Genomic DNA, 26,095 nt, shown 5'->3' with positions numbered 1-26,095 from the left:
AACCCCGCCTATGCCAAGCCTTCCAAAACACGCGCGCGTCGTAATCATCGGTGGTGGTGTTATCGGATGTTCGGTCGCCTATCATCTGGCGAAACTGGGGTGGAAAGACGTCGTATTGCTGGAACGCAAACAGCTGACGTCTGGCACCACTTGGCATGCGGCGGGCCTGATTGCCCAGCTGCGTGCGACAGCGAATATGACGAAGCTCGCAAAATACAGCCAAGAGCTTTATGGCAATCTGGAAGAGGAAACCGGCGTTGCCACCGGCTTTAAGCGGGTCGGCTCAATCACCGTTGCCCTCACCGAAGAACGCCGTGAGGAGCTATCACGCTCTGCCGGGATGGCGCGCGCCTTCGGTGTCGAAATCGAAGAGATTGCGCCCAATGAGATCAAAAGCCGCTATGAGCATCTGAATATCGAAGGCGTCAAAGGCGGCGTATACTTGCCCAAAGACGGTCAAGGCGATCCAGCCAATATCGCGCTGGCCCTTGCCAAAGGCGCGCGGAAGAATGGCGCTGTCATAGCCGAGCGCACGAAAGTGACCAAAATAAATCGCGAAGGTCGCCGTGTGCAATCTGTTGAATGGCAGGCAGGCGGGGAAACCGGCACCATCACCTGCGATATGATCGTGAACTGTGCTGGCATGTGGGGCCACGAGGTTGGCCGCATGGCCGGGGTGAATGTGCCACTTCATGCTTGTGAACACTTCTATATCGTAACCGAGGCCATCGAAGGTCTGACGCAAATGCCCGTGCTGCGGGTGCCGGATGAATGTGCGTACTACAAGGAAGACGCCGGTAAGATGCTGCTGGGCGCGTTTGAACCGAATGCAAAGCCTTGGGCGATGAAGGGGATCCCTGAGGACTTTGAATTCGACCAGTTACCTGAAGATTTCGATCATTTTGAACCAATCCTCGAAGCTGCCGTGGAGCGCATGCCGATGCTGGCCGAGGCGGGTATTCATACCTTCTTCAACGGCCCCGAAAGCTTCACCCCCGACGACGCCTATCACCTTGGGCTGGCACCCGAGATGGATAATGTCTGGGTCGCGGCTGGTTTCAACTCAATCGGCATTCAATCTGCCGGTGGCGCGGGCATGGCCCTGTCACAGTGGATGGACGCGGGCGAAAAGCCGTTCGATCTGGGCGATGTGGACATTGGCCGCATGCAGCCGTTTCAGGGCAACAAGACTTATCTGTTTGAACGGTCCAAGGAAACGCTCGGGCTGCTTTACGCCGATCACTTCCCCTTCCGTCAGAAAGCCACAGCGCGTGGTATCCGCCGCACCCCGTTCCATCAGCACATCGTGCAACATGGCGGCGTAATGGGCGAAATCGCAGGATGGGAGCGCGCCAACTGGTTCGCTGATCAGGGGCAAGTGCCGGAGTACGCATACTCTTGGAAGCGGCAAAACTTCTTTGGCAATGTCGCCGCCGAGGTGAACGCGATCCGCACGAATGTGGGCATGTATGACATGTCATCCTTCGGCAAAATCCGCGTCGAAGGCCGTGATGCAACCGCCTTTATGAACTATGTCGGCGGCGGCGAATACGACGTGCAGGTGGGCAAGATCGTCTACACCCAGTTTCTAAACACCTCCGGCGGGATCGAGGCAGATGTCACAGTGACCCGCCTGTCCGAGACCGCCTATCTGGTGGTCACCCCGGCGGCGACCCGTCTGGCCGATCAGGTCTGGATGCAGCGTCATGTGGGTGACTTCAACGTGGTGATCACCGATGTCACAGCGGGCGAAGCTGTGCTGGCCGTGATGGGCCCGAACAGCCGTAAACTGTTGGAGGCGGTGTCTCCCGCTGATTTCTCAAACGATCATAACCCCTTCGGGACCGCACAAGAGATTGAGATCGGCATGGGTCTCGCCCGGGTGCACCGCGTGACCTTCGTGGGTGAATTGGGTTGGGAGGTCTATATGTCCTCTGACATGGCCGGACATGTGTTTGAAACCCTGCATGAGGCAGGTCAGGACATGGGGCTGAAGCTTTGCGGGATGCATATGATGGACGCCGCGCGCATGGAAAAGGGGTTCCGCCACTTTGGCCATGACATCACATCTGAAGATCACGTGTTGGAGGCCGGGCTGGGTTTTGCTGTGAAGACGGACAAGCCCGATTTCATTGGCCGGGACGCGGTGCTGCGGAAGCGGGAAAACGGGTTGGAACAGCGCCTTGTGCAGTTCAAACTGACTGATCCCGAACCGCTGCTATACCACAACGAACCTGTCGTGCGTGACGGCGAGACCGTGGGGTATCTTTCCTCGGGCGGCTACGGGCACCACCTCGGAGCGGCGGTTGGCATGGGCTATGTGCCATGCAAAGGCGAAAGCGTGGCAGAATTGCTGACCAGCAGTTTTGAGATCGACGTGATGGGCACGCGGGTAAAGGCAGAGGCCCAGCTGAAGCCACTTTACGACCCCAAAAGTGAGCGGGTGAAGGTATAAACTGAGTGCGCCGCGAGTAAGGTGGATCAAGATCCACCTTACCTAGCCTAATATCCGCACGTTTCGGGTCGGTTTTACTGTCTTGCCATGCGATGCCTCTACGCAAGACAAGGAGAGCCCGATGCCCAAATTTTCAGGAATGCCCACCCACCATGCCGATGCATTTCGTGAAGGTGGTTTGGATGCCTATGGCAATCCGCCAGAGCGTCAAATCAGCGATGGGTCGGCGCCTTGCCGCTGCTGTTTGAAAATGATCCCTGAAGGCGCACCGATGTTGATCTTGGCCTACCGGCCGTTTGACGCGATCCATGCCTATGCCGAAACCGGACCAGTCTTTATATGCGCTGACCACTGCGCGCCGGACGGGACCGCCCTGCCCAAAGTCATCGTCTCGCCCGACTACCTGCTGAAGGCGCACTCTGCTGACGAACGCGTCATCTACGGGACAGGCCAGATCACCCCGCGCGACGCGGTCGAAAGCTATGCTGCTACATTGTTGGCCCGCGACGACGTGGCGTTTGTCGATCTGCGGTCTGCCAGAAACAACTGCTGGCAGGTCCGCATCACGCGCGACTAGACCCTACGGATCAACCAGTGCCGTTGGCCCCAGCGCGTTCAGCCCTTTGAGGATATCAATCGCATAGGCCAGTTGATAATCATCCTCGCGCAACGCTGCCGCTGCCTCGGCCCGTGCCCGGTCTTCTTCGATCTGGCGGATTTCATCTTCGGTCAGGCTGTCGTTTTCAAGTGACCCGCGCAGGCCGGCTTCGGAGCGCTGTGTCGCGTTTTCGTCTTCTTCCTCTTCATCCAGACGTGGCCGCGGTTGTTCCACGATTATATCAGGCGAAATCCCTAGCGACTGGATCGACCGGCCCGATGGCGTGTAGTACCGTGCCGTTGTAAGGCGCATCGCACCATCTTGGCTAAGCGGCACGACGGTCTGGACCGACCCTTTACCGAACGAGTTTGTGCCCACCACAATCGCACGGCGATGGTCTTGCAAGGCCCCCGCCACAATCTCGGACGCAGAGGCAGAGCCGCCGTTGATCAGCACAACGATCGGTTTACCCATCGCCAGATCACCGGGGCTGGCATTGAAGCGATCCCCATCCGACGCGACGCGCCCACGTGTCGATACGATTTCACCCGCGTCAAGAAACGCATCAGACACATAGACAGCCTGGCTTAGCAGACCACCGGGGTTGTTGCGCAGGTCAAGGACGAAACCGTCGATGTTGTCGACACCGCCTGCATCTTCGATCTGTTCTTCAATCCCCTCACGCAGGTTGGGAAAGGTCTGTTCGTTAAAGGTCGTCACCCGCAGAACAACGGCATTGCCTTCTGTCCGGCTGCGGACTGCGGTCAGTTTGATCGTGTCCCGGATGATCGAGACGTCAAATGGTTCCACCTCACCCTCGCGCACGATTGTCACGATGATTTCAGCACCGACAGGGCCGCGCATCATGCGTACGGCTTCGTCCAACGTCAGGCCCAAGACGCTTTCGCCATCGACGGCTGTGATGAAATCGCCAGCCAGAACGCCCGCAGCTTCCGCTGGTGTGCCGTCCATAGGTGAGACGACTTTGACCCAGCCCTCTTCCTGCGTGACCTCAATACCCAGCCCACCAAATTCGCCGGATGTGCTGACCCGCATCCGCTGTGCCGCTTCTGGAGACAGATAGCTAGAGTGTGGATCAAGCGATGTCAGCATGCCGTTGATGGCGGCCTCGATCAGTTCGCGGTCATCAACCTCTTCGACATAGTTCGATCGGATCCGCTCGAAGATATCACCAAAAAGATCTAGCTGTTCGTAGACGCTGGTGTTTGACTGCGCCTCTTGCGCCAAAAGCGGGCCTGCCACCTGCGTCGTCGCAACCAATCCAAATGCAGCGCCGCCAACGGCCGCCAGTATCAACTTTTTCATCGCGTTTCCTTACCTACTCCAACGCAAACCAAGCGTCGGGGTTCACGGGACCTTGCCCTTGTCTGACCTCAAGATAAAGGGCTTGGGCCTGCTGCCCAGCCGCATTGCCTAAATTTTCGGTCAAAATCCCGTCATTAAATCCCGTACCATCGCCCAAAAGCCCGATTGGCGCACCTTCTGGCAGCACTTGTCCCGCCTGACCAAAGACTTCGGCAAAGCCTGCAAGGATAAATAGCACGTCTGCTGCCGGTTCAAGAATAACAACCGTACCGTAGTCCAAAAGCGGGCCTTGAAACAGGATCGTCGCGGGCGCGGGGGCTGTAACCAACGCGCGGGGCGGTGCGCCGATACGCACACCGGGACGACCGCTGGCATCATCGGGCAGGACGACACCGACCACCGGTAAGGGCAGGCTACCATCAGCCGTCAGCGTTGCGGTTTCATCGGGTCGGGCATCCGCCATCTCTGCTGCGAAATCGCCAAGCGTCTGGGCGCTGGCCACCAACAGGGCCGTTTGCACCGGATCATCCTCAAACCGCGCAGGCAAATCTGTTCGCTGAGACACCGCCTGTCCCAGTGCCGCGCGCGCAGTTTGCGCCCCTTGCAGACCGTCAGTTAACGTCTGCGCCGCAGTTTCCTGAGAGGCGCGCAATGTCTGCGTTTGCTCCAAAAGCGTGTTGAGCCGCGAAACTTCTGCCTCCAGACCCGGCGTAACATCAGCAACCAACATCCCCGCACGCGCTGTGTTTACCGGCCCTTGCGGATGGGCGCGCAAAACAGGCAGCGGCGTTTTGCTCATCGCCGACAGGACCCCCAGCAATTGCGCGAATTCTTCGCGCCGCAAGATCAGTTCATCAGCCAGAATCGCTTCGCGCAGGGCGATGTCGCGCTGCTCCTCGCGCATGGCGGCCAATCCGGCCTCATAGGCCTGCACGGTTTCAGTCAGTGCCGAAATCCGGTCGCGCGCGCTTGTCGCAGCTTGCAATTGTTCTTGTGCGGCCTGCAATTGGGCCGCCGCGTCTTGCGCGGTTTGCTGGCTGATGGCCACGGACCCAAAACAGATCAGAAAAGCAGCAAGGCGCATCATGTCTCGATCAGGCTCCGCCCGGTCATTTCAGGCGGCAAGTCCAGCCCCATGAGGTCGAGCACCGTAGGTGCGAGATCGGCCAAGCGCCCTTCGCGCAAGGATGCCCCATCAGGGCCGCCGACCAGCGCCACCGGAACAGGGTTCAACGTATGCGCGGTGTGCGGCCCACCCGTTTCAGGATCAATCATCGTCTCGCAATTGCCGTGATCAGCCGTCACAATCATCGCACCACCTGCGGCCTTCAACGCCGCCAACACCTGCCCCAAACCATCATCAACGGCCTCGCAGGCTTTGATCGCAGCACCCAGATCGCCGGTGTGTCCGACCATGTCGGGGTTGGCGTAGTTGGTAACGATCAGATCGTAGCCTTCTTCGATGGCTTTAACGAAATGCGCAGTCACTTCGCCTGCCGACATTTCGGGCTGCATGTCATAGGTCGCCACATTGGGTGATTTGGGCATATGGCGGTCTTCGCCTTTCTCGGGCGTTTCAATCCCGCCGTTGAGAAAGAAAGTCACATGCGGGTACTTTTCGGTTTCAGCCAAGCGGAATTGGCGCAGACCGTGTTTTGCGACCCATGCCCCAAGGGTGTTCTGGATGTCGCGCTTAGGGAAGACTGTGTTGAACCACCCGTCGTGCCGGTCCGAATAGCTGACCATGCCAAGCAATGCTGCCGGCTTTGGCTGGTCGCGTTCGAACCCGTCGAAATCCGGGTCAGCAATCGCGGCCAAAATCTCGCGCGCGCGGTCAGAGCGGAAGTTCAGGCAGAAAAATCCGTCCCCTTCTGACAACCCAGCGTAATCGCCAATGACGGTAGCCGGAATAAACTCATCTGTCTTGCCATCGTCATAAGCCGCTGTGATGGCGTCTTGCGGTGTGTCAGCGGCATGGCCTTTGCCGTTGATCATAGCATCGTAAGCCGTCTCGACCCGCTCCCAACGATTGTCGCGGTCCATTGCAAAATACCGCCCAATGACGGTCACGATCTGGGCGGCGGCTGGCAGGTTGGTTTGCAATTGCACCATAAATTCCTTCGCCGACGCAGGTGCCACATCGCGCCCATCTGTGATGGCATGAATGGCAACAGGCACACCCGCATCCGTCAGCGCTTTCGCAGCTGCAACAATATGACCGACATGCCCATGCACCCCACCATCGGACACAACACCCATCAAATGCGCGGTGCCACCGCTGGCTTTCATCTTGGCAATAAACGCCACCAGCGCCTTAGCCTCAAAAAACGATCCGTCTTCAATCGACAGTTCAATCTGTCCCAGGTCCATCGCCACAACACGGCCTGCGCCGATATTGGTATGACCAACCTCAGAGTTGCCCATCTGACCACTGGGCAATCCAGCATCATTGCCATGGGTCAAAAGCTGCGCATGTGGCCCTTGCATGATGGCATCAAAATGCGGGGTATGCGCCTGCTTGGGCGCGTTGCCTTCAACCGTGTCACGCAGGCCCCAGCCATCAAGAATACAAAGAACAACAGGTTTTGGCACAGGCATCGCAACGCTCCTACTTCTATTGGACGCTGTCTAACGCAGCAGAGCAATCAGGGAAACCACCGCACCCTATCATCTTGCCCGAAAAACTCGCGCCGGAGGCATCTAAGCGCGATGATAAGGACCACCAGACAAAATCGAAGCGGCACGGTACAGCTGTTCCGCCAACATCACCCTCACCAGCATATGCGGCCAAACCATCTTGCCAAAACTCAAAGATGCGTCAGCCCTCACGCGCAATGCGGGATCAATCCCATCCGCGCCACCGATCACGAAACTGACGTCTTGCCGCCCCTGATCGCGCCAAGTGGCGAGAAGGACTGCAAAGTCCGGCGAGCTCATGACCTTGCCGCGTTCATCCATCGTGCAGATCAAGGCGCCATCGGGTACAGTACGCGCCAACAAAGCGGCTTCAGCCGCCATGCCGCCGCCCTTTTTGTCTTCGACTTCGATCAGTTGCGCAGGGCCAAGGGCCAGTGCCCGCCCAGTCCGGTCAAACCGGGTGAGATAGTCGTCGTAGAGGTCGCGCTCGGGCCCTTTGCGCAAACGGCCCACAGCGCAAATCTGGACGCGCATCAGACGGCGGTGGCCGCCCCGGGCTGCCACATCTTTTCAAGCTGATAAAACTCGCGCACTTCGGGTCGGAAGATGTGCACGATGATATCGCCTGTGTCGATCAGAACCCAATCGCCCGTGTCCTTGCCTTCGGTCTTGGAGATGATCCCGAAATCCTGCTTGACGCGATCGGCCAGTTTCTCAGCCATCGCAGTGACCTGACGGCTCGAACGACCTGATGCGATGACCATGTAGTCGCCGATCTCGGACTTGCCGCGCAGATTGATCTGCACGATGTCTTCGCCTTTGTCGTCTTCAAGAGATTTGAGAACAGCCGCCAAAAGGCTATCGCTGGTCGCAGTTTTCGAAGCGGTCATTGCTGAGGCTCCGATGTTGGCTGGTGTCCCAGCCGATGTAGAAAGAGACAGTTCATTGTCCTCCTTAAAGCACGTCGTCATGGCCCCGACGCGAGGGCATGACCTGAAATTAGCAATGCCATCGACATTTTTCAACATGTCGATCACGGGCAGCCTGGCATATCGCGCAACTGGTCTTGTGACGTCACGGCAGAAAGTGGGCCATTACGCACCAATGGCATGAAAACGCCGCCTTGTTCCATCCTTATCGCAACACTGACCCGTGCGTCAGCGCTGGGGCCTGCGTCCAGCCGGCAAGGCGACACATTTATCATTATCGAACCGCTCGTCTCACTTCCGTTTTCCGCTCTCCATTCCCGCGCTGTCGCCTGCAGAACGCGTAGCGCCGCGTGATCATCAGGGTCTACTGTGAAAACTGACCCCTCACGTCGCAAGGCAAATGCCCCTTCCTGAGTCTCGTCACGATCCGCGCGCGTGACAGTAAATAACAATTTTGCCCCTTCAGGACTGACGTCAATCCCTGCTGGCAGCGTCAGATCAACAGCGAAATCCGCAGGATCGGCGGTGATCGGTGACAAGGTACTCAGTCGCATCGCAGTCAGCGGCACAATGCTTGTGCAGGCCGACAGGACCAAAACGGATAGAATAGAAAAGCGCATGGGGATCTCCTTTGACATAAATTTTTTATTGTTTTACATTAAATTATGAACTTGGAAAGGTAACAAATGTCAAAACTCCAGAAATTATCGAAGCTTGCCCGGCTTTTGCGGGTTCTCACGATTGGCGGTATGATTCTATTGCCTCTCGCGATCATTGTCGGCCTGGCAACGTCCCCGGCAACATTTGCGACGAGCCAATTCGATTTTGATCTTTCCCCACAGATCACGCAAACCCAGCTTTGGGCCGCAATTACCCTTGGGTTGATCAATGTGCTGATCGTTCTTTTCATTTTGAATGGGATGCGCAAATTGTTCGATGCCTACAGCAAGGGCGACGTCTTGACCGATTATTGCGCAGTCTTGATCCAGCGTATTGGCAAAGGTTTTGTGGCGTTGGCCGCCGCGAATTTTCTCTTGTATCCGCTTCAAACGCTATTGCTGACCATGGCAAATCCGCCCGGACAACGCAGCATCGCCATTGGGCTGAATAGCGACATGATCTTCTTTGCACTTTCGGGCGGGCTGATTGTCGTGATCGGCTGGGCCATGCGCGAAGCGTCTGACGCGGCCGCAGAAAACAAGGCCTTCGTATGAGCGGTATGGAAATTATCGTCCGCCTTGATGTCATGCTGGCACGCCGCAAGATGAAATCACGCGATCTGGCACAGGCTGTCGGCATCACTGAACAGAACATCAGCCTGCTAAAGTCCGGCAAGGTAAAGGGTATCAGGTTTGATACGCTCGCCAGGATTTGCGCTGCTCTGGATTGTCAGCCGGGCGATTTGTTAGAGGCGCAGACCCCTGCGGATGACGCTGACTTTATGCGCGCGGGTCAATGAAGGCTTTGCCGTCGGGCAAAGCCAGAACCTCTGGCAGTTTATCCATTGCCTGAGACAGCGGCACGATTCCGGCGACATCGGTTTTCCATTTGCCGGAAACGAAACGCTCCTGAATCTCCATAAACGCCGCTGGAATGCGCGCAGAATCAACCTGTCCCATCCAACGCGTCAGCCAGAACCCTTCGATCTGTTTGCCACGAAAGATCATCTGCCCCAGTTCGGTCAACGCGGGCGCTTCGGTCGACAGTTTACCGTAGTTCACCCAGCGCGCGTGACTTGGCATCGCAAAGAACAGATCAGAGGTGAATTGATCCCCCACAGCGTCCAGCAAGATGCGGGGTTTGAGCGTTTCAAAAATCGCCTTGGCCGCACCAAGCGGGTCCAATTCCCCGGTCACGATCACCTCAGCCGCGCCCAGCGCCTTAAGGCTGTCGGCTTGCGCAGAGCGCCGCACCACGGCAATCGGCTTGATCCCATGATCGCGGCCAAGCGCGATCAGCAGTTTGCCCAGTTGGGAACCGGCGGCGTTCAGGACAAAACTGTCAGCACCGCTTTCCTTCACGATATCAAACATCGCAATCGCGGTAAGCGGGTTGACCAATTGACCCGCCGCATCGACCTCGGACAAATCGGGGCGGCAGGGCACCAAGCGGGCCACATCGGTCAGCGCATATTCCGCCCAAGCCCCTGACGCAGAGGCAAAGAAACTGACCCGCTGCCCCAATAGCGGCGTGTCGCCTGCCACGACCTCGCCCACCGCTTCAAACCCGGCAGGCATGCCTTTCACGCGTGGCTGGCCATATTCGCCTTTGATGAAATGGATATCCGACGGGTTTACGGCAGCAAGGTGGACCTTGATCAGCGCTTGCCCCTCGCCCGGCTGGGGAACAGCGATGGTTTCATGGGCCAGAAACGGCGCTAAATCCGTAACATCTGGCCCCGTCTGCGTGCCTGCATAGCCATCATGAAGTTGGACAAGCGCATTCATTTCACTGGGTAGGGTCATGGGATGTTCCTATAGATCAAAGGTCGCAAAGACCGGTGCATGATCGCTGGGTTTTTCCCAACCGCGTGCGTCGCGCAGGACCCGGCTGCTATGTGCGGCGTTCTTGATATCTGGTGTTGCCCAGATGTGATCAAGCCTGCGTCCTTTGTCCGCAGCGTCCCAATCCTTGGCCCGGTAGGACCACCAGCTATAGAGCTTGCCTTCGGCGATGTCGTTGCGGGTCACGTCGGACCAGTCGCCTGCCTCCATCACATCGGCAAAGTGTTCGACCTCAATCGGCGTGTGGCTGACGACCTTGAGCAGCTTCTTGTGGTCCCACACATCATCTTCGCGTGGGGCGATGTTAAGGTCCCCCACCAGAATGGCTTTCTGGGGCTTCTGCGCGCGATAGGCATCGCGCATATCAGTGAGGTAGTCCAGCTTGTTACCGAATTTCTCATTCACTTCGCGGTCTGCGACATCACCGCCTGCGGGCACATAGTGGTTATGGATCGTCACACCGTTTTCCAGCTTGCCTGCAATGTGGCGCGCATGTCCGAGCCCTGCGTAATCCTCTGCCCCCGCCTCAACCATCGGGATCTTGGAAAAGATCGCCACACCGTTGTAACCTTTTTGGCCGCGCGCAACCATGTGCGTGTAGCCCAGCGCCTGAAACTGCTCCAGAGGGATCTTGTCCACGGGGCTTTTGCATTCTTGCAGGCAAAGCACGTCAGGTGCTTCGTCCTTCATCAGCCTTGCGACGATGTCTTCGCGCAAGCGGACTGAGTTGATGTTCCAGGTGGCAAGAGTGAAGGGCATGTTCAGGACTTTCTGTCAGAAGGTGGCACGGCAGCGACATCCTGTCTGCCCTGAGTTTCACCAAGGATCAACAGTGCAAGCGGCGATATGCCGGATCACCGAAGCTTGGCTGAAATGCTGGAAACGTCTGATAAGTCAGCTATACCAAATGTGTAAGCGCAATTTGGATGCCGCAAACAGTCAAGACGAGGAATGGGCATGGTCCTGCAAACGATATTCGTGATCGACAGTGAAAACCTCGTTATCGAGACAAGCCCGAGGCCCGGAATAGAAGGCCTGCCTATCCGCAACAACTCTGACATGCCCAATGGCACGACGTTCACCTATTCTTCTGGCGGCGGCACATCCGTAACGATTGATGACACTGATGGCGGCGGCAACGCCGATATTTTTAACGATGATGATCGCCTTGACCATGTCGTTACCGATGGTGGTGGCGTCGTCGCCAACGGCACCACCGTCGAGGCGGAGTCGCGGATCGAATTGCGCGCGCTTGACAGCAATGGTGACCCGACCGGGCCTCTGATCACTATCACGGTCTTTTCCCAAGGGGGCAACTTCAGAAATGTCTGGGCTTTTGGGTCCGATACAGCATTGGAAGACGGGGTCACCTACATCAAGGTAGGCGGTAGCAATGCGGGTTCGACACCCTATGCTGACTTCATCACCTGTTTTGAAGCCGCTACACAGATCAAAACCCAGTCAGGCCAGAAGGCCGCCGAAGATATCGTTGTCGGCGATATGGTTTGGACGCGTGACGGTGGCTATCAACCTGTCCGCTGGGCGGGCCGGTCCAGCGTTGCGGCAAAAGGCGCCTTCGCCCCGATAGAAATCACGGCAGGTGCCATTGGGAACGACACGCCGTTGGTTGTCTCTCCGCAACATCGGATCTTGCTTCGTAGTCCACGTGCAGAGTTGCTCTTTGGTGCAAGCGAAGTGTTGATCGCAGCCAAGCATCTGTGCGGTCTTCCCGGTATCACCCAACGTGAGGGTGGCATGGTCACATATGTGCATTTCATGTTCGACACTCACCAGATTGTCAGCGCCAATGACGTTCTATGCGAAAGCTTTTTCTTGTCAGACCTCTCTGTTGCTGGCGTCGAGGCAGATCAAAGACGCGAATTGCTCGCGCTGTTTCCCTCGCTTCAGGCGGGGATCGACGCGTTTGGAAGCACGGCGGCAACCACGCTCAAAGCGTTTGAAGCCGGTTTGTTTCGCGCGGATCTAATCGCAGCGCAGCAACCAAAGGCTAGCGCAGCGCAGGGGCCGGCCGGATAAAGCCTGTTTCAAGCTTGCGCCAGTTTTGCACTTTCGGCGTCATCCGCGCGATTGCGGCCGGGTGACCTGCATCAATAACGCCGTATTTGACAAGGATCGCTGCTATCGCCGCTTCGCTTGCCCTTGTGGCCCCGTCGGTGATCTTCAACGCAATACCGAGCCGCTTTTCCGGGACAATGGCGACAAACACCCCCTCGGCACCCGTCTTGATCGCCACCTTATGATCCATCGCCCGCATCAGGTCGGTGCAGGCGCGTGTTTCACCCGCGACCAATTCGGGATAACGCGCCATTGCAGCAACCAGTTTCGCAGCCGCCTTGCTGCGTGTGTCGGATCGATCCCCGGCAGTGGCAAAGAACGACATCGCCCGCGCCAGCCCGTGCACCGTGCACGCGTGGTTGGGGGCTGAACAGCCGTCGATCCCGTACATCGGGCTTGTTTCCTGTGTGACCTCTTCGAAAGCCGCCTTGCACGCGCGTTGAACGGGGTGGTCGATCAGCTCATAATCGGGTCCGGCCTTGAGGTGCTTGGTCAACATCAGAAAGCCCGCGTGCTTGCCGGAACAGTTGTTGTGCACCTGGCAAGGCTGTTCATGGGCACGGATCAGACCATAGCGTGCGTCCTTGTCGTTTGGCATCTGCGGGCCACAGCGGAACGCATCGTCGGTCAGGTCAAGGTCTTTCAACCATGCCAGCACCCGTTCTGTATGGATGGCTGCCCCTTGGTGCGATGCACAGGCCAGCGCCAATTGTTCGCCGGTCAGATTGGCCCCTGCCCCGCTTTCCAAAAGCGGCAGTGCCTGGATCATCTTTGAGGACGACCGCGGATAGATGATTGCCGCGGGATCGCCCCAGCTTTCCACAATATGCCCCGTGTCATCGCACACAACTGCGTGACCTTGATGGACGCACTCCAACAAGTCGCCACGCCAGACTTCAACCAGATCAACAGGATTTGCCATTCTTTTGCCTTTTTGGATTGTATATGTCGGTCTGAGAACCCGAAGCTTTGGGGGCTTTCCCCTGCGGGCGGAATTTTGCTATGCTCTACGCTATCGAGTTGAACAAAGTCTCGCCAGTCGAAAAGGTGCCGCCAGATGCGCCACAGACCGGATGAGACATCCAGAGGCAAGGACAGCTTGGAGGCTGTAAAATGGTTTTAAGAATTTCACGAATGATTGGTGTGTCATTGGCACTGTTGACGGCGCAAACAGCTGTCGCGCAGGAAGAGAGCGACAACCGCGTGTCGGCTAATACCGATTGGAGCGTTTTTGTTGAAAGCGATCCGACGGAATGCTGGGCGGTGTCTGCACCCAAAGAAACAATCAACACTCGCGACGGCAACGCTGTTGATGTGCGACGCGGCGATATCCGCCTGATCGTGTTCTATCGTCCTTCCGAAGATGTCACCGGGCAGGTGATGTTCACCGGTGGCTATCCTTTTGCCAACGAATCGACCGTGTCCCTGCAGGTGGGCGACACCACCTTCCAGATGTTTACCGATGGTGAAACCGCATGGCCTGCAACAGCCGAAGATGATGCGAAATTCGTGGCTGCCATGAAGCGTGGTGCGAATGCCGTTTTGACCGGCAGGTCCGGCCGTGGCACGCAGACACAAGATACGTTTAGCCTGCTGGGCTTTACTGCGGCCGTGGACGAAGCGGCGAACCGCTGCGCAGGCTAGGCTACCCCGAATAGTCAAAAGAAAGAGGCGGTTTCCTTGTCGAAGCCGCCTCTTTCTCTTATATGGCCAGCTTAACCCGGATTGAGAGACACCGCATGGACGCCAAGGCCCCCATCACGCAGGACGTGCTGACCATCCCGCGCAAGCTGCCCGAAGGACCGCAGAACCTGATCGGTCTGTCCCGTGATCAAATGCGCGAGGCGCTGATTGCGGCTGGTACGGCCGAGAAACAGGCCAAGATGCGCGTCGGGCAGATCTGGCAATGGATCTATCATTGGGGCGTGCGCGACTTTGCCGAGATGACGAACCTGTCAAAGGACTATCGCACGATGCTGGCCGACACTTTCGTGATTGCACTGCCAGAGGTCGTGACCCGCCAGGTGTCTGACGACGGCACCCGCAAATATCTGGTCCGCATCGCGGGCGGCCACGAGGTAGAGGTTGTCTATATCCCCGAAACGGATCGTGGCACGCTGTGTATCTCTAGCCAGGTTGGCTGCACTTTGACCTGTTCATTCTGCCACACCGGCACACAAAAACTGGTCCGCAATCTGACCGCGGCCGAGATTGTCGGTCAGGTGATGGTTGCCCGCGATGATTTGGACGAATGGCCCGAACCCGGCACACGCAATACACAAGAGGCGCGGCTGTTGTCCAATATCGTGCTGATGGGAATGGGCGAGCCGCTTTATAACTTTGAGAACGTGCGCGATGCGATGAAGATCGCGATGGACCCGGAAGGGATTTCGCTGTCGCGTCGCCGGATTACACTATCAACGTCCGGCGTGGTGCCGGAGATTGCGCGCACCGCGCAAGAAATCGGCTGTCAGCTGGCCGTGTCCTTCCACGGCACCACGGATGAAGTGCGTGACCGTCTTGTGCCGATCAACAAGCGTTGGCCGATTGCTGATCTGTTGGATGCGTTGCGTGCGTACCCAAAAGTATCGAACTCTGAACGGATCACCTTTGAATATGTGATGCTGGATGGGGTCAACGATAGTGACGAAGACGCGCGGCGATTGATCAAACTGATTGATGGCATTCCGGCCAAGATCAACCTGATCCCCTTCAATGAATGGCCCGGCGCGCCTTACAAGCGGTCGTCGAACAACCGCATTCGCGCGTTCGCTGAGATCATCTATCAGGCTGGTTATGCCTCGCCTGTGCGCAAACCCCGCGGTGAGGATATCATGGCAGCCTGCGGGCAGTTAAAATCAGCGACGGAGCGGGCACGCAAGTCAAAGGCGCAAATCGCTCAAGAGGCCGGGCTTTAACCACGCGTTTACCATGCTGGCGCATGGTTGCGGTATGGACAGAGCAATCATTCAAATGCCACCCGAGATGGTTGCCGCGTTACGTCAAATTGCCGGGGATGAAGATACATCCGTGGACGTGGTGATCCGTGGTGCCATCAAACGCGATTTGTATCGAAGAACCAGAGCGAAGAGTGCTCGCAGAGCCGATGAGCAGCTCGTCGCGCCCTTACGGGCGCTTCTTGCTGATGACTTGGCCTATGCAAACGGGTGGGATGATTTGCAGGCGCGGCTATCACGCAAAGGCTATGAATTGCGCGAGGCTGGTGGCGGGCTGGCACTGCACGACACCGCCGGCGCGCGCCTGTGCAAAGGCTCTGACCTTGGATACAGCTACACGCGCCTGATGCGCCGGTTTGGTGCCCCGTTTCCGGGGCACAGTCACCGTTACCTCTACACCAAACAACTAGACGAGCAGCGCGCGCGCCTCGTCCGGTGACAGCGCTGCTGGACGTTCACAGGTCGTTGTCAGATCAACAAACCTCCGCTCCTCGCCCGCTTTCAGAATGCTCGTCATCACATCAACCGCATGCACGGCCAAATCGATGCTGCACCTGTGCGGACGTCCTTGCGCAATCCCTGTCGCCATATCCGCCAAACCCGCGCAGCGATAGTTCGCCAGATCATCCTGATTGGGCACACCGAACGGATGATCCCATGCGGGCAAGGCCGTGATCCCTTTGTCCTGCCCACCAATCTCAACCGTGCCACCAAAGAAATTGGGGTCCGGCACAAAGAGCGAGCCGGTTTCACCGTAAAGCTCCATATTTGCATGACGGTGCGCCCAGACGTCCCAGCTCGCGCCCAAAGTCACCGTGGCGCCATTTTCGAAATCAAGCAGTGCATGAATGTTGGTCGGCGTGTTCACTGGGACCGTTTCGCCTTTACGGTCGCCGATCCCGATAGTGCGTTCGGCAAAGGTTGCATTCGCAACGGCCGTCACTGATTTCACAGGCCCCAGCAGTTGGATCAGATTGGTGACGTAGTAAGGCCCGATGTCCAGAATTGGTCCCGCGCCAGGTTGGAAAAAGAAGTCGGGGTTTGGGTGCCAGCCTTCCATACCATGACCCATGACATGACATGTACCACCAATAATCGCCCCAACATCGCCTGCGTCAATGGCCGCACGCGCCTGTTGGTGAGCGCCGCCCAAAAACGTGTCCGGCGCCGACCCGATCGCCAACCCTTTCGCTGCTGCCAATGCGCGCAACTCTTCACCTTCCTCCAACGTCAAAACCAATGGCTTTTCAGAATAGGCGTGTTTACCTGCCTCCAGAATGCGTTTTGTCACCTCGAAATGGACAGCGGGGATGGTCAGGTTCACGATGACATCCACATCGGGTGCTTTCAGCAAGTCCTCAACCGTCTCGGCCCGCACGTCGTATTCAGCCGCCCGTGCCTGCGCTGCATCCATGTTGATATCAGCAACCGCAACGGGCTTAAGCGCTTTGAAAAGCGGGGCAAGGCCCAGGTAAGAGGTCGAAATATAGCCGCATCCGATGATGCCAACGCCAAGCTGTGTCATGGTCATTTCCTCTAGAATTTCTGAATGGATGCAATGCTGCGGGTTGCAAAACGCGCGTCATCTGACGGGTTGTCGTGTTCGGCCACATAGTGATCAACGCCCGCTGCCTGCAACGCGCTATGGATCGCCGCCCAATCCATGATCCCGTGGCCGACATCGGCCCAGCCGTCCTCATTGGCGCACTCACCGTCGGGTGCGATGTCCTTGATGTGCACCGCTGCAAGCCGCTTTGCGTATTTGCTGATCCATGCCACCGGATCATGCCCTGCGACCCGGACCCATCCCAGATCAAGCTCTAGCATCATCGTGTCGGATGCCGCCACTATCAGATCAAGCGGGAAGTCACCCTCCGGCGTTGCCGCAAGTTCAAAGTCGTGGTTATGCCAGCCAAATTGGAGGCCCGCATCTTCGAGCGGCTTTCCTGCCGTCGCAAGGCGTTGTCCAAAGGCGACCCAACCCGCCGTATCCGTGGGGCGAACATCTGCGGCAATATACGGGGCAAAGACCTTCTCAATCCCCAACTTTCTGATGATCGCCAAGGTGCCCGCCGGATCAGTCTCAATCATATCAAGTCCGATATGGCAGCTGGTCATACGCAGCCCGTTGGCGTCAAGCCCCACCCTCAGCGCCTCCACATCGTCAAGTAATCCGCCATAACCTTCAACCTCGCGATAGCCAGCCTTGGCCAGCATTTGCAGGGTTTCGGACAGTGGTGGGTGGTTGCGCGAACAATAAAGCTGATAGGAAATCCGGGGCATCATGCGGCCTTTCTATGCGTAAGTGGCGCTGTGCAGATCGCGCAGCGTGAAGGTGGGTGTGTCGTTGGGATTGGCGGGTGTGAACGTCACATCACGCACTTCTCCCGGCAAAAGAGTAAATGCGTTCTGGTCGAAGCGACCTGCGGTATCAGCCTCGACCGCGACGAACAGGGCAAGACCCTTTGCGGTGATTGTGATCTGGTTGCCAGTGACCGTATGAGTGACGCGGGGCGGTTCCAAATCATAGCTCTTAAAAGGTCGCAGGGCGAAGATATCTGACCCGCTGACACCGTCTGGTGTGCTCCAGCTGAAATACAACATCTCATCCGCATGCAGGTCGGTGGCAGCCATGCTGAAGACATCAACCGCAGCCTGATCGACTGTCACCGTTGCCGCCCCCAGATCACGCAGTTTGCCTGCTGTGTTAACCGCGAAAGGCTGGACGCTGATGTCCTGCGCTGTCGGCGCGTCATTGATCGCACGCAGCACGATCCGGTCTTCAATGGGGATCGCGGTCACCAGCACGGATGCATAGAATGCCTTAGCCATATGATGCAGCAGCTTCCAGTCGCCACCATGGTCGAGCGAGGCCCAGGAACAGACCGGCCAGGTATCATTGAGCTGCCAGATCAGCGTGCCCATACAGTGCGGCTTAAGGCTGCGCCAATGGGTAACGGCCGTTTTGATCGCCAGACCCTGCTGCACTTGAGACAGGTAGACGAAATCATCGAAGTGCTTGGGCCAGCGGAAATAGCGGAACATGGTTTCAGCGATACGGGCGTTGCCGCCGGCGTTTTTTTGGTGCGCCTCCAGCACAGGGGCGGCGATGTTTTGGTCCTCGGGTGCCGCGAACCGGCGGATCGCGTTCATGGAAGGATAGCTTTGAAAGCCAAACTCCGAACAGAACCGCGGGGCCACGTCGCGGTAGTGCTCAAAGTTGCGCCCTTCGTGCCAGACTGACCAGAAATGCATGTCGCCAGAGCTGTCGTCGTGGAACGTATCACCAAAGTTCAGCGGTCCGGCGGATGGCGATGATGGCCACCAATTCGCTTGCGGGTCCGTGTCTTGCAGCGCTGTCTCAAGCGTTCGGTTCAACCGATCATAGTTCACAAGATAGCGGTCACGGTCGGCGCGGGTTTCCTCAAACCATGTCAGCGCACCGATCAATTCGTTGTCCCCGCACCACAGTGCAAGACAGGCGTGATGCTGTAATCTTTGAATGTTTTCAGTGACTTCTTGCTGCACGTTTTCGAGGAAGGCAGCATCGGATGGGTAGATATTGCAGGCGAACATAAAGTCCTGCCAGACCATCAAACCCAACTCATCGCAGATGTCGTAGAACCAATCATCCTCGTATCGGCCACCGCCCCAGACGCGGATCATGTTCATGTTGGCATCGACAGCGGACTGCAAAAGGTCGCGGGTTTTCGCCGGTGTGATCTGCCCTGCCAGCGCATCAGCGGGGATCCAGTTGGCCCCTTTGGCAAAGATATCACGGTCATTCACGCAGAACTTGAAACCAAGCCCAGCGGCGTCTGTTTCCGTGATCAATGCGATCTTGCGCAGACCGATGCGCCGCGTGGCCTTTGCCTTGGCGAAGGCCACCTCAAGGTCATAGAGCGGCTGATCCCCCTGCCCCGCAGGCCACCAGATTTTGGGGTCCGTCAGCGTAAAAGATGCCGTACATATGCCGTACAGAACCTGTACGTACACCGTATTGCAATCAAGCGTGACTGCGACCTCGCCGTCATAGTTGCTGATGTGCATTTTGACGGTCAGATCAACGACGCCGTCGTGGTGGTCCTGATCCACGGTCAGCACGTCGAGCCGGGGTGCAGCACTCAGCTCAATCCGCATATCCCCGTAAATGCCAAAAGGGGCCAGTGCGATGTTCCAGTCCCAGCCGTAGTCACACTGCGGCTTGCGCAACAGGTTCACATTTGGGATCGGATTGTTGCTTTCTTGATAGGGCAGATAGAATGGCTGTTCGTCCTGCAGCCTAGCTGCATGGGCGATGGAGTTCTTGAACGTCACGCTGATCGTATTCGCACCCGATTTCGCCACTTCTGCAAGACTGGCGCGGAAGGTGCGAAAGGCATTGCAGCAGTTCAGAAGAGTGATGCCGTTGACCGTAACTTCGACAATTGTATCAACCCCGGACAGTACCAGATCGACGTCAATTTCCGTCAGTTCGAACGCGCGCGTTGCTGTCCAGTCCCGCTCGGCAATCCAGCGCAAGTCATACTCATTGCGTCCCCAATAGGGGTCGGGGATCAGTCCTGCGTCGTGCAGTGCGCTGATCCCATCGGTGGGCAAATTGATCGCGCAGATGTAGTCCCCACTGTCGTCTGACAGGGACCATTCACCCGCCAAACTGAGTGGGTTCACAAGCGGTCCTCGGTGGCTTTGTCAAAGAGCGATGCGCGCGATGGGTCGACGCCGACGGCCATGGTCTCGCCCGCCTTGACGGTCGCTTGCCCGTCCATGCGGATGCGGAAATTGTGCTGACCCAGTTGCGCGTAAACGAGTGTGTCCGACCCCATCGGTTCGACCAAATCAATGTCGACACTGAATTGCAGCGGTGCATTTTTGACCAGCTCGCCTGTTACCACATGTTCAGGCCGGATGCCGATAACAGCAGGACGATCAGCGGTTTGCGGGGCGGCAAAGTCATAGCCCGTCATCGGCATGACCATGTCATCAACCTTGAAGTCGCCGCCTTCGAGATGTCCTTCCAGAAAGTTCATCGACGGGCTGCCGATGAAGTCAGCGACATAGAGGTTGCGAGGTTTGTTATAGATTTCATCCGGGCTGCCCAATTGCATGATCGCTCCCCCCTTCATCACGGCGATCCGGTCGGCAAGTGTCATCGCCTCGATCTGGTCGTGGGTCACGTAGATGATCGTGTTTTGCAGGCGGTTGTGTAGGCGCTTGAGTTCAATCCGCAAATCAACGCGCAGTTTGGCGTCGAGGTTTGACAGCGGCTCATCGAAAAGGAACACATCGACGTCGCGCACCAGCGCACGCCCGATGGCGACACGCTGCCGTTGACCACCCGAAAGCGCGCCGGGCTTGCGATCTAAAAGCGGGCCGATTTGCAGGATTTCTGCGGCGCGGGCGACGCGCTGTTCAATTTCATCCTTGGGCAGCTTGGCGTTCTTGAGGCCGAACGACAGGTTCCCCCGCACTGTCATCTGCGGGTAGAGCGCGTAGGACTGAAACACCATCCCGATGCCCCGCTCGGACGGTTCTGCCCATGTCACGTTCTGGCCTTTGATGAATATCTGACCGTCAGTGACTTCCAGCAACCCTGCGATGCAATTCAGCAGGGTGGACTTGCCACAGCCCGATGAGCCGAGCAGCACAAGGAATTCACCCTCATTGATGTTCAGATCGAGGTCTTGCAGGACCTTGACCGCCCCGAACGCCAGATCGAGTTCTTTGATTTCTACGGAGTAGCTCATCCTTTTACGGCTCCTGCTGCGATGCCACGGACGAAGAGTTTCCCGGAAGCGAAATAGATAACGAGTGGCACAAGGCCGGTGAGAAGAGTGGCCGCCATATTGACGTTGTATTCCTTGATGCCCTGCACCGAGTTCACAATGTTATTGAGCTGGACCGTCATGGGGTAGGTTGCCGGTTTGGTATAGATCACGCCAAACAGGAAGTCGTTCCAGATACCCGTCACTTGCAGGATGATCGCCACCACAAAGATCGGCAGTGCCATGGGCAGCATGATCTGAAAATAGATGCGCCAGAACCCCGCGCCATCGACGCGGGCCGCCTTGAACAACTCTTCGGGAATGGATGCAAAGTAGTTGCGGAAAAGCAGTGTCAGGATCGGCATCCCAAAGACTGTGTGTACCAGCACCAGCCCCCATAGATCACCCATTAGCCCGATTTCGCGCAGCATGATCACGATGGGATAGAGCATCGTCTGATAGGGGATGAAGGCCCCGAGGATCAGGATGGTAAAGAACACCTCTGACCCTTTGAATTTCCAATGCGACAGGGCGTAACCATTCAACGATGCAATCGCGATGGACAGTGTGACCGACGGGATCAGAATTTGAACTGAGTTCCAGAACCCTTTGGATAGCCCCGTGCAATCAAGCCCTGTGCAGGCCTCTGACCATGCTTTGACCCAAGGCTCGAACGTGACCTCAAGCGGGGGGCCGAAGACATTGCCCAACCGGATTTCCGGCATGCCCTTAAGCGATGTCACGATCATGACGTAGAGCGGCAGCAGGTAATACATGCTGACCATGATGAGCGTGCCATAGAGGAAGATATTGGCGCGGCTGAACCGCTTTTTCGGTTTTGGTCCACGTGGACCGGTGAGGGCGATATCAGGCATTTTTGCGCCCTCCAAATTCAAGGTAGGCCCATGGGATCAGGATGATGATGACGGAGCACAGCATCATCGTGGATGCCGCGAACCCCTGACCGAGGTTTTGCGCCTGAAACATGTAGTTGATGACGTATTTGGCGGGGACTTCGGAACTGATCCCCGGCCCGCCATTGGTTTGCGCCACGACCAGATCATAAAGCTTGATGATGCCTGATGCGATCAGGACGAGCGAGGTGATGAACACCGGTCGCATCATCGGGATGATGATCCGCACGTATGTTTTTACGGTGCCGATCCCGTCGACGCGCGCTGCTTTCCAGATGTCTTCGTCAATGCCGCGCAGCCCGGCCAGCATGATGCACATGATCAAACCCGACCCCTGCCAAATTCCCGCGATCAGCAGGCCAAACATCACGATATCGGGGTTGTTCAGCGGATCGAACTGAAAGCTTTCCCAGCCCCAGCCCTGCACCAGCGATTGCAGACCAAAGTCAGGGTTCAGGATCCATTGCCATGCCAGCCCGGTAACAACAAAAGAGAGAGCGAAGGGGTAGAGAAAGATCGTGCGGAACGCGCTTTCAAACCTGATTTTGCGGTCAAGCAGAGCCGCGAGGATAAAGCCAATGGTCAGCGTCAGGATCAAGGAACAGATGCCATAGAGCGCCAGATTTGAGATCGAAATGAGCCAGCGTGGCGTGTCCCACAGCCGTTCGTATTGATCGAAACCGACCCAGTTCAATTTGGGCAGCAAGCGTGACCCCGTGAAGGAATGGACAATCGTCCAAACCGTTCCGCCCACAAAGACCACCATCGCCGTCAGGATCATCGGGATCGAGGCAATTTTGGCCATTGGATTGCGGAAAAGCCTTATTGGGCGTTTGGCACCCTTGGCGCTGTTGAGCGTCCCGTCTTCAACCACTGCCATTGTGGTTCCCCCTGTTGGCTGCTTGGCCTGGCTTTTGCAGGCCTTGGTGCGGTATCCAAACGGCCCACCTGACGGATCAGGCAGGCCGCTCGGGAGGTGAGTGGTATTAGTCTGCGGCCGCGATCAGGTCAGCGTAGCGCGCCTGTGCGTCTGCCGCTGGCATATCGCCGGACCAGAATTCGGCCATCAGATCTTCGATCTGTGTCTGCGTGTCGGCAGAAAGCGCCTGATCGCCAGATGGCAGGACGCCACCGTCAGCAAGGATACCGAGACCTTTTTGCATGCAACCGTTGGCGGCTGCCATGTCGATATCACCGCGCACAGGAAGTGAACCTTTCGCTAGGTTAAAAGAAACCTGCACTTCGGGGGATATCAGGAGTGCGGCCAGTTCCTTCTGTGCGGCGGTGATCTCTGGATCATCATTGGCGGGAAAGTAGAAAGCATCACCGCCGGTATCGAGAATCTCGTTCAGGCCCAGACCGGGCAGGCAAGAATAATCCTCGCCTTCAACTTGCCCTGCGACCGAAAACTCGCCCTGCGCCCAGTCACCCATCAGCTGTGCGCCAGCCATGCCGGTGATGACCATGTTGGTCGCCTGGTTCCAGTCCTGAACATTGCTTTCGCGCGCCAATTCCCGTGCGTCGGCAACAGCTTCGAACACGGCTGTGTATTCGGGGCCACGTGCAACGTCCGCGTTCTTGTTCAGTGTCACTTCGCGCCATGCGTCCGTACCCGCAACGGCAATTGTGATCGCACCGAAGGCCAGGTTTTGCTGCCACCCTTGTTGACCCATCGCGAGCGGGACTATGCCCGCCTCGGTCAGCGCAGGGGCGGATGCTACAAATTCGTTCCAGTCTGAGGGAACGGGCTGACCAGCTTTTTCATAGGCTTCGTGGCTGAGCCAGAGCCATTGTGCAGAGTGAATGTTGACAGGCACGCAGTAGATGCGACCGTCTAGCGTGCAGCTATCAAGCAGCGAGGATGGGTTGACGATATCCGCCCAACCACCCGCTTCGGCGACGTCGGTGAGGTCAAGCATCATGCCCGCCTCGATCAATTCTTCTGCCTGACGGCCGTGGTTCAGCTGAGTTGCACCCATTGGGTCACCACCCAGAATGCGGCTGATAATAATGGGGCGCGCTGTCCCGCCAGACCCGGCGATTGCACCATCAACCCATGTATTGCCTGCGGCGTTCCACGCCTCGGCAAATTTTGCGACAGCGGCGGCTTCACCGCCAGATGTCCACCAATGTGTGACCTCTAACTCGACCGCTGATGCAGCTGATGCGCTGACGATAGCAGTCGCCGCGAGTAGTTTTGTTGTGAGTTTCACGATTCTCTCCTCCCTGGTTCTAAATCGTTGTAGGTGAGCCTATAACGATTTAGATTGACCTCGCAAGACAAATTAGGCGACACTCAACCACAGCAAGACGCAACCAGAATAAGGCTTTGTTGTTATGCTGCTTTCGCCATCGCGATCCGCTTCAAGTGGCTTTAGTTCTGTGTTAGCGACCGCGATAGAAGGGGAGACATGCCAAAAATGCCGCAAAGCAAAGCAAAACCAGATCCGGCGGCAACACCATTGCGGACCGAGGGCAAACCCACACTCAAAACCATCGCGCGATTGAGCGGCCTTGCCGTGCCGACAGTATCGCGCGCGCTCAATGACGCCCCCGATATTGGCAATGAGACCAAAAAACTGATCCGCAAAATCGCCAATGAAATTGGCTACGTCCCGAATCGCGCGGGCGTGCGCCTGCGCACGGGCCGCACGAATGTCATCAGTCTTGTGATGTCGACCGAACATGATCTGATGAGCCATACCGCCCGGCTGATTGCCTCTGTCGCCAGCGGGCTGCGCGACACGCCGTTTCACCTTGTCGTCACCCCGTTTTTTCCAGACCAAGACCCGATGGAGCCAGTGCGCTATATCGTTGAAACCGGGTCTGCCGATGCGGTGATCATGAACCAGATCCAACCCAATGATCCGCGTGTGGCCTACCTGATGGAACGCAAGTTTCCTTTTGCCACACATGGGCGCACCAATTGGTCAGATCAGCACGCCTATTATGACTTCGATAACAACGCCTTTGGCAGCATCGCGGTCAAACAGCTTGCTGCGCGCGGGCGCAAGAATATCTACGTCGTCGCACCCCCCACCGGGCATAGCTATGCTCAACATATGATCGCAGGCGTGCTGGATACCGGTGCCGCAGAGGGCGTGGCCGTCACGATTGCCGACGGCGTTACCAGCGATACAGCCAGTGCCGAGGTCGTTGCGGCCCTGCGCAAGACCCTGCAAGACCACCCCGAAATTGACGCGGTGATTACCGCATCAACCTCTTCTGCGATGGCGGCTGTGGCTGCGGTTGAACACCACGGCGCACAGGTCGGCAAGCAGATTGATGTGTTTTCAAAAGAGGCGATGCCGTTTCTGAAGCTGTTTCGCGCCGATATTCTTACGATCTCGGAACAGGTGAACGCGGCGGGGGATTTTCTTGCCAAAGCGGCTATTCAAGCCATTCGCAAACCAGACGAGACCCCGATGCAAGCGCTTGAAGTGCCATCAGACGACAACCCTTAGTGCCGCCACGATCTGTGCGACGGGCTGATCAATTGACGCTGTCGTCGTTGCGTTTTGGGGCACTTCAAGCGTCGCGAACTGGTTATCAAGCAAACTAGCAGGCATGTAGTGCCCCTGTCTTTGCGACAGCCGAGCGGCGACCACTGCGTAGGGCGCATCAAGATAGGCCACCTTCAAATCTGGAATCGCGGTGCGCAAATGATCGCGGTAGCTTTTCTTGAGCGCCGAACATGCAAAGACCGTGACGGACCGCTGCCGCTGAACGTTGACCGCGACGGCCAGTTCATCCAACCACGGCCAGCGCATGTCATCCGTCAACGGATACCCCGCCGCCATGTGATCTACGTTTGTCTGCGGGTGATAGTCGTCCCCGTCCACAAACACACCGCCAAGCGCCGCCGCCAGTGCCGCCCCGACTGTGGATTTCCCGCAGCCGGACACGCCCATCACCATGATGGCCCCGTGCATGT

General features: G+C 57.3%; 26 protein-coding genes. 9 read left to right on the top strand and 17 right to left on the bottom strand.

Features of this window, described 5'->3' with window-relative positions; translation table 11 throughout:
• The first annotated feature begins 10 nt into the window (after positions 1–10).
• Both MWU60_RS11175 and MWU60_RS11170 read left to right on the top strand, forming a co-directional pair.
• A complete protein-coding gene (locus MWU60_RS11175) occupies positions 11–2,455 on the top strand; it encodes an FAD-dependent oxidoreductase (protein ID WP_247227380.1) in 2,445 nt (814 codons plus the stop codon).
• Positions 2,456–2,576: 121 nt separating this feature from the next.
• Positions 2,577–3,032: a DUF1203 domain-containing protein gene (locus MWU60_RS11170; protein ID WP_247227379.1), complete on the top strand. Its 456-nt coding sequence runs from the start codon at positions 2,577–2,579 to the stop codon at positions 3,030–3,032.
• A 3-nt stretch (positions 3,033–3,035) separates the two neighbouring features.
• On the opposite strand, the gene MWU60_RS11165 is transcribed toward MWU60_RS11170, so the two are convergent.
• The 6 genes from MWU60_RS11165 to MWU60_RS11140 form a co-directional block, all read right to left on the bottom strand.
• Complete coding sequence (locus tag MWU60_RS11165) at positions 3,036–4,379, bottom strand: S41 family peptidase (protein ID WP_247227378.1); 1,344 nt, start codon at positions 4,377–4,379, stop codon at positions 3,036–3,038.
• A gap of 13 nt (positions 4,380–4,392) precedes the next feature.
• Positions 4,393–5,463, bottom strand: a complete 1,071-nt coding sequence (locus tag MWU60_RS11160) for a peptidoglycan DD-metalloendopeptidase family protein (protein WP_247227377.1) — start codon at positions 5,461–5,463, stop codon at positions 4,393–4,395.
• Complete coding sequence (gene gpmI / locus MWU60_RS11155; RefSeq protein ID WP_247227376.1) at positions 5,463–6,977, bottom strand: 2,3-bisphosphoglycerate-independent phosphoglycerate mutase; 1,515 nt, start codon at positions 6,975–6,977, stop codon at positions 5,463–5,465. Before gpmI ends, MWU60_RS11160 begins: the two co-directional genes overlap by 1 nt.
• A gap of 102 nt (positions 6,978–7,079) precedes the next feature.
• On the bottom strand, positions 7,080–7,550 hold the full coding sequence (gene rlmH / locus MWU60_RS11150) for a 23S rRNA (pseudouridine(1915)-N(3))-methyltransferase RlmH (RefSeq protein ID WP_247227375.1): 471 nt from the start codon (positions 7,548–7,550) through the stop codon (positions 7,080–7,082).
• Complete coding sequence (rsfS, locus tag MWU60_RS11145) at positions 7,550–7,987, bottom strand: ribosome silencing factor (protein ID WP_247227374.1); 438 nt, start codon at positions 7,985–7,987, stop codon at positions 7,550–7,552. The genes rlmH and rsfS overlap by 1 nt, the downstream gene beginning before the upstream one ends.
• A 62-nt stretch (positions 7,988–8,049) precedes the next feature.
• Entirely contained in the window at positions 8,050–8,565 is a 516-nt protein-coding gene (locus MWU60_RS11140) for a hypothetical protein (RefSeq protein WP_247227373.1), read from the bottom strand.
• A gap of 129 nt (positions 8,566–8,694) precedes the next feature.
• Here MWU60_RS11140 and MWU60_RS11135 point away from each other — a divergent pair, with 129 nt between their 5' ends.
• Both MWU60_RS11135 and MWU60_RS11130 read left to right on the top strand, forming a co-directional pair.
• Positions 8,695–9,159 (top strand): DUF2975 domain-containing protein, encoded by a 465-nt coding sequence (locus tag MWU60_RS11135; RefSeq protein ID WP_247227372.1) that lies wholly within the window; start codon positions 8,695–8,697, stop codon positions 9,157–9,159.
• A gap of 5 nt (positions 9,160–9,164) precedes the next feature.
• Positions 9,165–9,404: a helix-turn-helix transcriptional regulator gene (locus MWU60_RS11130; RefSeq protein ID WP_348644682.1), complete on the top strand. Its 240-nt coding sequence runs from the start codon at positions 9,165–9,167 to the stop codon at positions 9,402–9,404.
• Here the strand turns inward: MWU60_RS11130 and MWU60_RS11125 are convergent.
• Both MWU60_RS11125 and xth read right to left on the bottom strand, forming a co-directional pair.
• Positions 9,385–10,410, bottom strand: coding sequence for a zinc-binding dehydrogenase (locus tag MWU60_RS11125; RefSeq protein ID WP_247227370.1), 1,026 nt, complete (start codon positions 10,408–10,410; stop codon positions 9,385–9,387). The two genes, MWU60_RS11130 and MWU60_RS11125, sit on opposite strands and share 20 nt — an antisense overlap.
• Before the next feature lie 9 nt (positions 10,411–10,419).
• On the bottom strand, positions 10,420–11,208 hold the full coding sequence (gene xth, locus MWU60_RS11120) for an exodeoxyribonuclease III (RefSeq protein ID WP_247227369.1): 789 nt from the start codon (positions 11,206–11,208) through the stop codon (positions 10,420–10,422).
• A 198-nt stretch (positions 11,209–11,406) separates the two neighbouring features.
• Here xth and MWU60_RS11115 point away from each other — a divergent pair, with 198 nt between their 5' ends.
• On the top strand, positions 11,407–12,486 hold the full coding sequence (locus MWU60_RS11115) for a Hint domain-containing protein (protein ID WP_247227368.1): 1,080 nt from the start codon (positions 11,407–11,409) through the stop codon (positions 12,484–12,486).
• Here the strand turns inward: MWU60_RS11115 and MWU60_RS11110 are convergent.
• A complete protein-coding gene (locus MWU60_RS11110; protein WP_247227367.1) occupies positions 12,458–13,447 on the bottom strand; it encodes an asparaginase in 990 nt (329 codons plus the stop codon). The genes MWU60_RS11115 and MWU60_RS11110 overlap by 29 nt on opposite strands.
• Positions 13,448–13,638: 191 nt before the next feature.
• Here MWU60_RS11110 and MWU60_RS11105 point away from each other — a divergent pair, with 191 nt between their 5' ends.
• From MWU60_RS11105 to MWU60_RS11095, 3 genes are all read left to right on the top strand, one after another.
• Positions 13,639–14,169: an invasion associated locus B family protein gene (locus MWU60_RS11105; RefSeq protein ID WP_247227366.1), complete on the top strand. Its 531-nt coding sequence runs from the start codon at positions 13,639–13,641 to the stop codon at positions 14,167–14,169.
• A 95-nt stretch (positions 14,170–14,264) separates the two neighbouring features.
• Positions 14,265–15,443, top strand: coding sequence for a 23S rRNA (adenine(2503)-C(2))-methyltransferase RlmN (rlmN, locus tag MWU60_RS11100; RefSeq protein ID WP_247227365.1), 1,179 nt, complete (start codon positions 14,265–14,267; stop codon positions 15,441–15,443).
• A 34-nt stretch (positions 15,444–15,477) separates the two neighbouring features.
• A complete protein-coding gene (locus MWU60_RS11095; RefSeq protein WP_247227364.1) occupies positions 15,478–15,921 on the top strand; it encodes a relaxase/mobilization nuclease domain-containing protein in 444 nt (147 codons plus the stop codon).
• On the opposite strand, the gene MWU60_RS11090 is transcribed toward MWU60_RS11095, so the two are convergent.
• From MWU60_RS11090 to MWU60_RS11060, 7 genes are all read right to left on the bottom strand, one after another.
• Positions 15,889–17,007, bottom strand: coding sequence for a Gfo/Idh/MocA family oxidoreductase (locus MWU60_RS11090; protein ID WP_247227363.1), 1,119 nt, complete (start codon positions 17,005–17,007; stop codon positions 15,889–15,891). The genes MWU60_RS11095 and MWU60_RS11090 overlap by 33 nt on opposite strands.
• 11 nt (positions 17,008–17,018) lie before the next feature.
• On the bottom strand, positions 17,019–17,765 hold the full coding sequence (locus MWU60_RS11085) for a sugar phosphate isomerase/epimerase (RefSeq protein ID WP_247227362.1): 747 nt from the start codon (positions 17,763–17,765) through the stop codon (positions 17,019–17,021).
• A 12-nt stretch (positions 17,766–17,777) separates the two neighbouring features.
• Complete coding sequence (locus MWU60_RS11080; RefSeq protein WP_247227361.1) at positions 17,778–20,153, bottom strand: glycoside hydrolase family 2 protein; 2,376 nt, start codon at positions 20,151–20,153, stop codon at positions 17,778–17,780.
• On the bottom strand, positions 20,150–21,229 hold the full coding sequence (ugpC, locus tag MWU60_RS11075) for a sn-glycerol-3-phosphate ABC transporter ATP-binding protein UgpC (RefSeq protein ID WP_247227360.1): 1,080 nt from the start codon (positions 21,227–21,229) through the stop codon (positions 20,150–20,152). The genes MWU60_RS11080 and ugpC overlap by 4 nt, the downstream gene beginning before the upstream one ends.
• On the bottom strand, positions 21,226–22,122 hold the full coding sequence (locus tag MWU60_RS11070; protein ID WP_247227359.1) for a carbohydrate ABC transporter permease: 897 nt from the start codon (positions 22,120–22,122) through the stop codon (positions 21,226–21,228). The genes ugpC and MWU60_RS11070 overlap by 4 nt, the downstream gene beginning before the upstream one ends.
• A complete protein-coding gene (locus MWU60_RS11065) occupies positions 22,115–23,041 on the bottom strand; it encodes a sugar ABC transporter permease (protein WP_247227358.1) in 927 nt (308 codons plus the stop codon). Before MWU60_RS11065 ends, MWU60_RS11070 begins: the two co-directional genes overlap by 8 nt.
• 106 nt (positions 23,042–23,147) lie before the next feature.
• Positions 23,148–24,374: an ABC transporter substrate-binding protein gene (locus MWU60_RS11060; RefSeq protein ID WP_247227357.1), complete on the bottom strand. Its 1,227-nt coding sequence runs from the start codon at positions 24,372–24,374 to the stop codon at positions 23,148–23,150.
• Between the two features lie 207 nt (positions 24,375–24,581).
• Between MWU60_RS11060 and MWU60_RS11055 the strand changes: the two genes are divergently transcribed.
• Complete coding sequence (locus MWU60_RS11055; protein ID WP_247227356.1) at positions 24,582–25,625, top strand: LacI family transcriptional regulator; 1,044 nt, start codon at positions 24,582–24,584, stop codon at positions 25,623–25,625.
• Here the strand turns inward: MWU60_RS11055 and MWU60_RS11050 are convergent.
• Positions 25,608–26,093: a gluconokinase gene (locus tag MWU60_RS11050; RefSeq protein ID WP_247227355.1), complete on the bottom strand. Its 486-nt coding sequence runs from the start codon at positions 26,091–26,093 to the stop codon at positions 25,608–25,610. The two genes, MWU60_RS11055 and MWU60_RS11050, sit on opposite strands and share 18 nt — an antisense overlap.
• Positions 26,094–26,095 lie beyond the last annotated feature (2 nt).

It is taken from the genome of Yoonia sp. F2084L (genome assembly GCF_023015625.1).
GTDB lineage: Bacteria > Pseudomonadota > Alphaproteobacteria > Rhodobacterales > Rhodobacteraceae > Yoonia.
The sequence above is the reverse complement of the archived record's forward strand: the minus strand, read 5'-3'. Positions and strand labels throughout refer to the sequence as shown.

Bases quoted from the DNA above. Each gene is read 5' to 3' on its own strand.
- MWU60_RS11110 (WP_247227367.1), bottom strand. From the start codon at position 13,447: ATGGCAAATCCTGTTGATCTGGTTGAAGTCTGGCGTGGCGACTTGTTG.
- MWU60_RS11095 (WP_247227364.1), top strand. From the start codon at position 15,478: ATGGACAGAGCAATCATTCAAATGCCACCCGAGATGGTTGCCGCGTTA.
- rlmH (WP_247227375.1), bottom strand. From the start codon at position 7,550: ATGCGCGTCCAGATTTGCGCTGTGGGCCGTTTGCGCAAAGGGCCCGAG.
- rlmN (WP_247227365.1), top strand. From the start codon at position 14,265: ATGGACGCCAAGGCCCCCATCACGCAGGACGTGCTGACCATCCCGCGC.
- MWU60_RS11170 (WP_247227379.1), top strand. From the start codon at position 2,577: ATGCCCAAATTTTCAGGAATGCCCACCCACCATGCCGATGCATTTCGT.
- MWU60_RS11070 (WP_247227359.1), bottom strand. From the start codon at position 22,122: ATGCCTGATATCGCCCTCACCGGTCCACGTGGACCAAAACCGAAAAAG.
- MWU60_RS11135 (WP_247227372.1), top strand. From the start codon at position 8,695: ATGATTCTATTGCCTCTCGCGATCATTGTCGGCCTGGCAACGTCCCCG.
- gpmI (WP_247227376.1), bottom strand. From the start codon at position 6,977: ATGCCTGTGCCAAAACCTGTTGTTCTTTGTATTCTTGATGGCTGGGGC.
- MWU60_RS11125 (WP_247227370.1), bottom strand. From the start codon at position 10,410: ATGACCCTACCCAGTGAAATGAATGCGCTTGTCCAACTTCATGATGGC.
- MWU60_RS11115 (WP_247227368.1), top strand. From the start codon at position 11,407: ATGGTCCTGCAAACGATATTCGTGATCGACAGTGAAAACCTCGTTATC.
- MWU60_RS11140 (WP_247227373.1), bottom strand. From the start codon at position 8,565: ATGCGCTTTTCTATTCTATCCGTTTTGGTCCTGTCGGCCTGCACAAGC.
- MWU60_RS11130 (WP_348644682.1), top strand. From the start codon at position 9,165: ATGGAAATTATCGTCCGCCTTGATGTCATGCTGGCACGCCGCAAGATG.
- rsfS (WP_247227374.1), bottom strand. From the start codon at position 7,987: ATGACGACGTGCTTTAAGGAGGACAATGAACTGTCTCTTTCTACATCG.
- MWU60_RS11105 (WP_247227366.1), top strand. From the start codon at position 13,639: ATGGTTTTAAGAATTTCACGAATGATTGGTGTGTCATTGGCACTGTTG.
- MWU60_RS11055 (WP_247227356.1), top strand. From the start codon at position 24,582: ATGCCGCAAAGCAAAGCAAAACCAGATCCGGCGGCAACACCATTGCGG.
- MWU60_RS11085 (WP_247227362.1), bottom strand. From the start codon at position 17,765: ATGCCCCGGATTTCCTATCAGCTTTATTGTTCGCGCAACCACCCACCA.
- MWU60_RS11165 (WP_247227378.1), bottom strand. From the start codon at position 4,379: ATGAAAAAGTTGATACTGGCGGCCGTTGGCGGCGCTGCATTTGGATTG.
- MWU60_RS11090 (WP_247227363.1), bottom strand. From the start codon at position 17,007: ATGACACAGCTTGGCGTTGGCATCATCGGATGCGGCTATATTTCGACC.
- MWU60_RS11160 (WP_247227377.1), bottom strand. From the start codon at position 5,463: ATGCGCCTTGCTGCTTTTCTGATCTGTTTTGGGTCCGTGGCCATCAGC.
- MWU60_RS11175 (WP_247227380.1), top strand. From the start codon at position 11: ATGCCAAGCCTTCCAAAACACGCGCGCGTCGTAATCATCGGTGGTGGT.
- xth (WP_247227369.1), bottom strand. From the start codon at position 11,208: ATGCCCTTCACTCTTGCCACCTGGAACATCAACTCAGTCCGCTTGCGC.
- MWU60_RS11065 (WP_247227358.1), bottom strand. From the start codon at position 23,041: ATGGCAGTGGTTGAAGACGGGACGCTCAACAGCGCCAAGGGTGCCAAA.
- MWU60_RS11050 (WP_247227355.1), bottom strand. From the start codon at position 26,093: ATGCACGGGGCCATCATGGTGATGGGCGTGTCCGGCTGCGGGAAATCC.
- ugpC (WP_247227360.1), bottom strand. From the start codon at position 21,229: ATGAGCTACTCCGTAGAAATCAAAGAACTCGATCTGGCGTTCGGGGCG.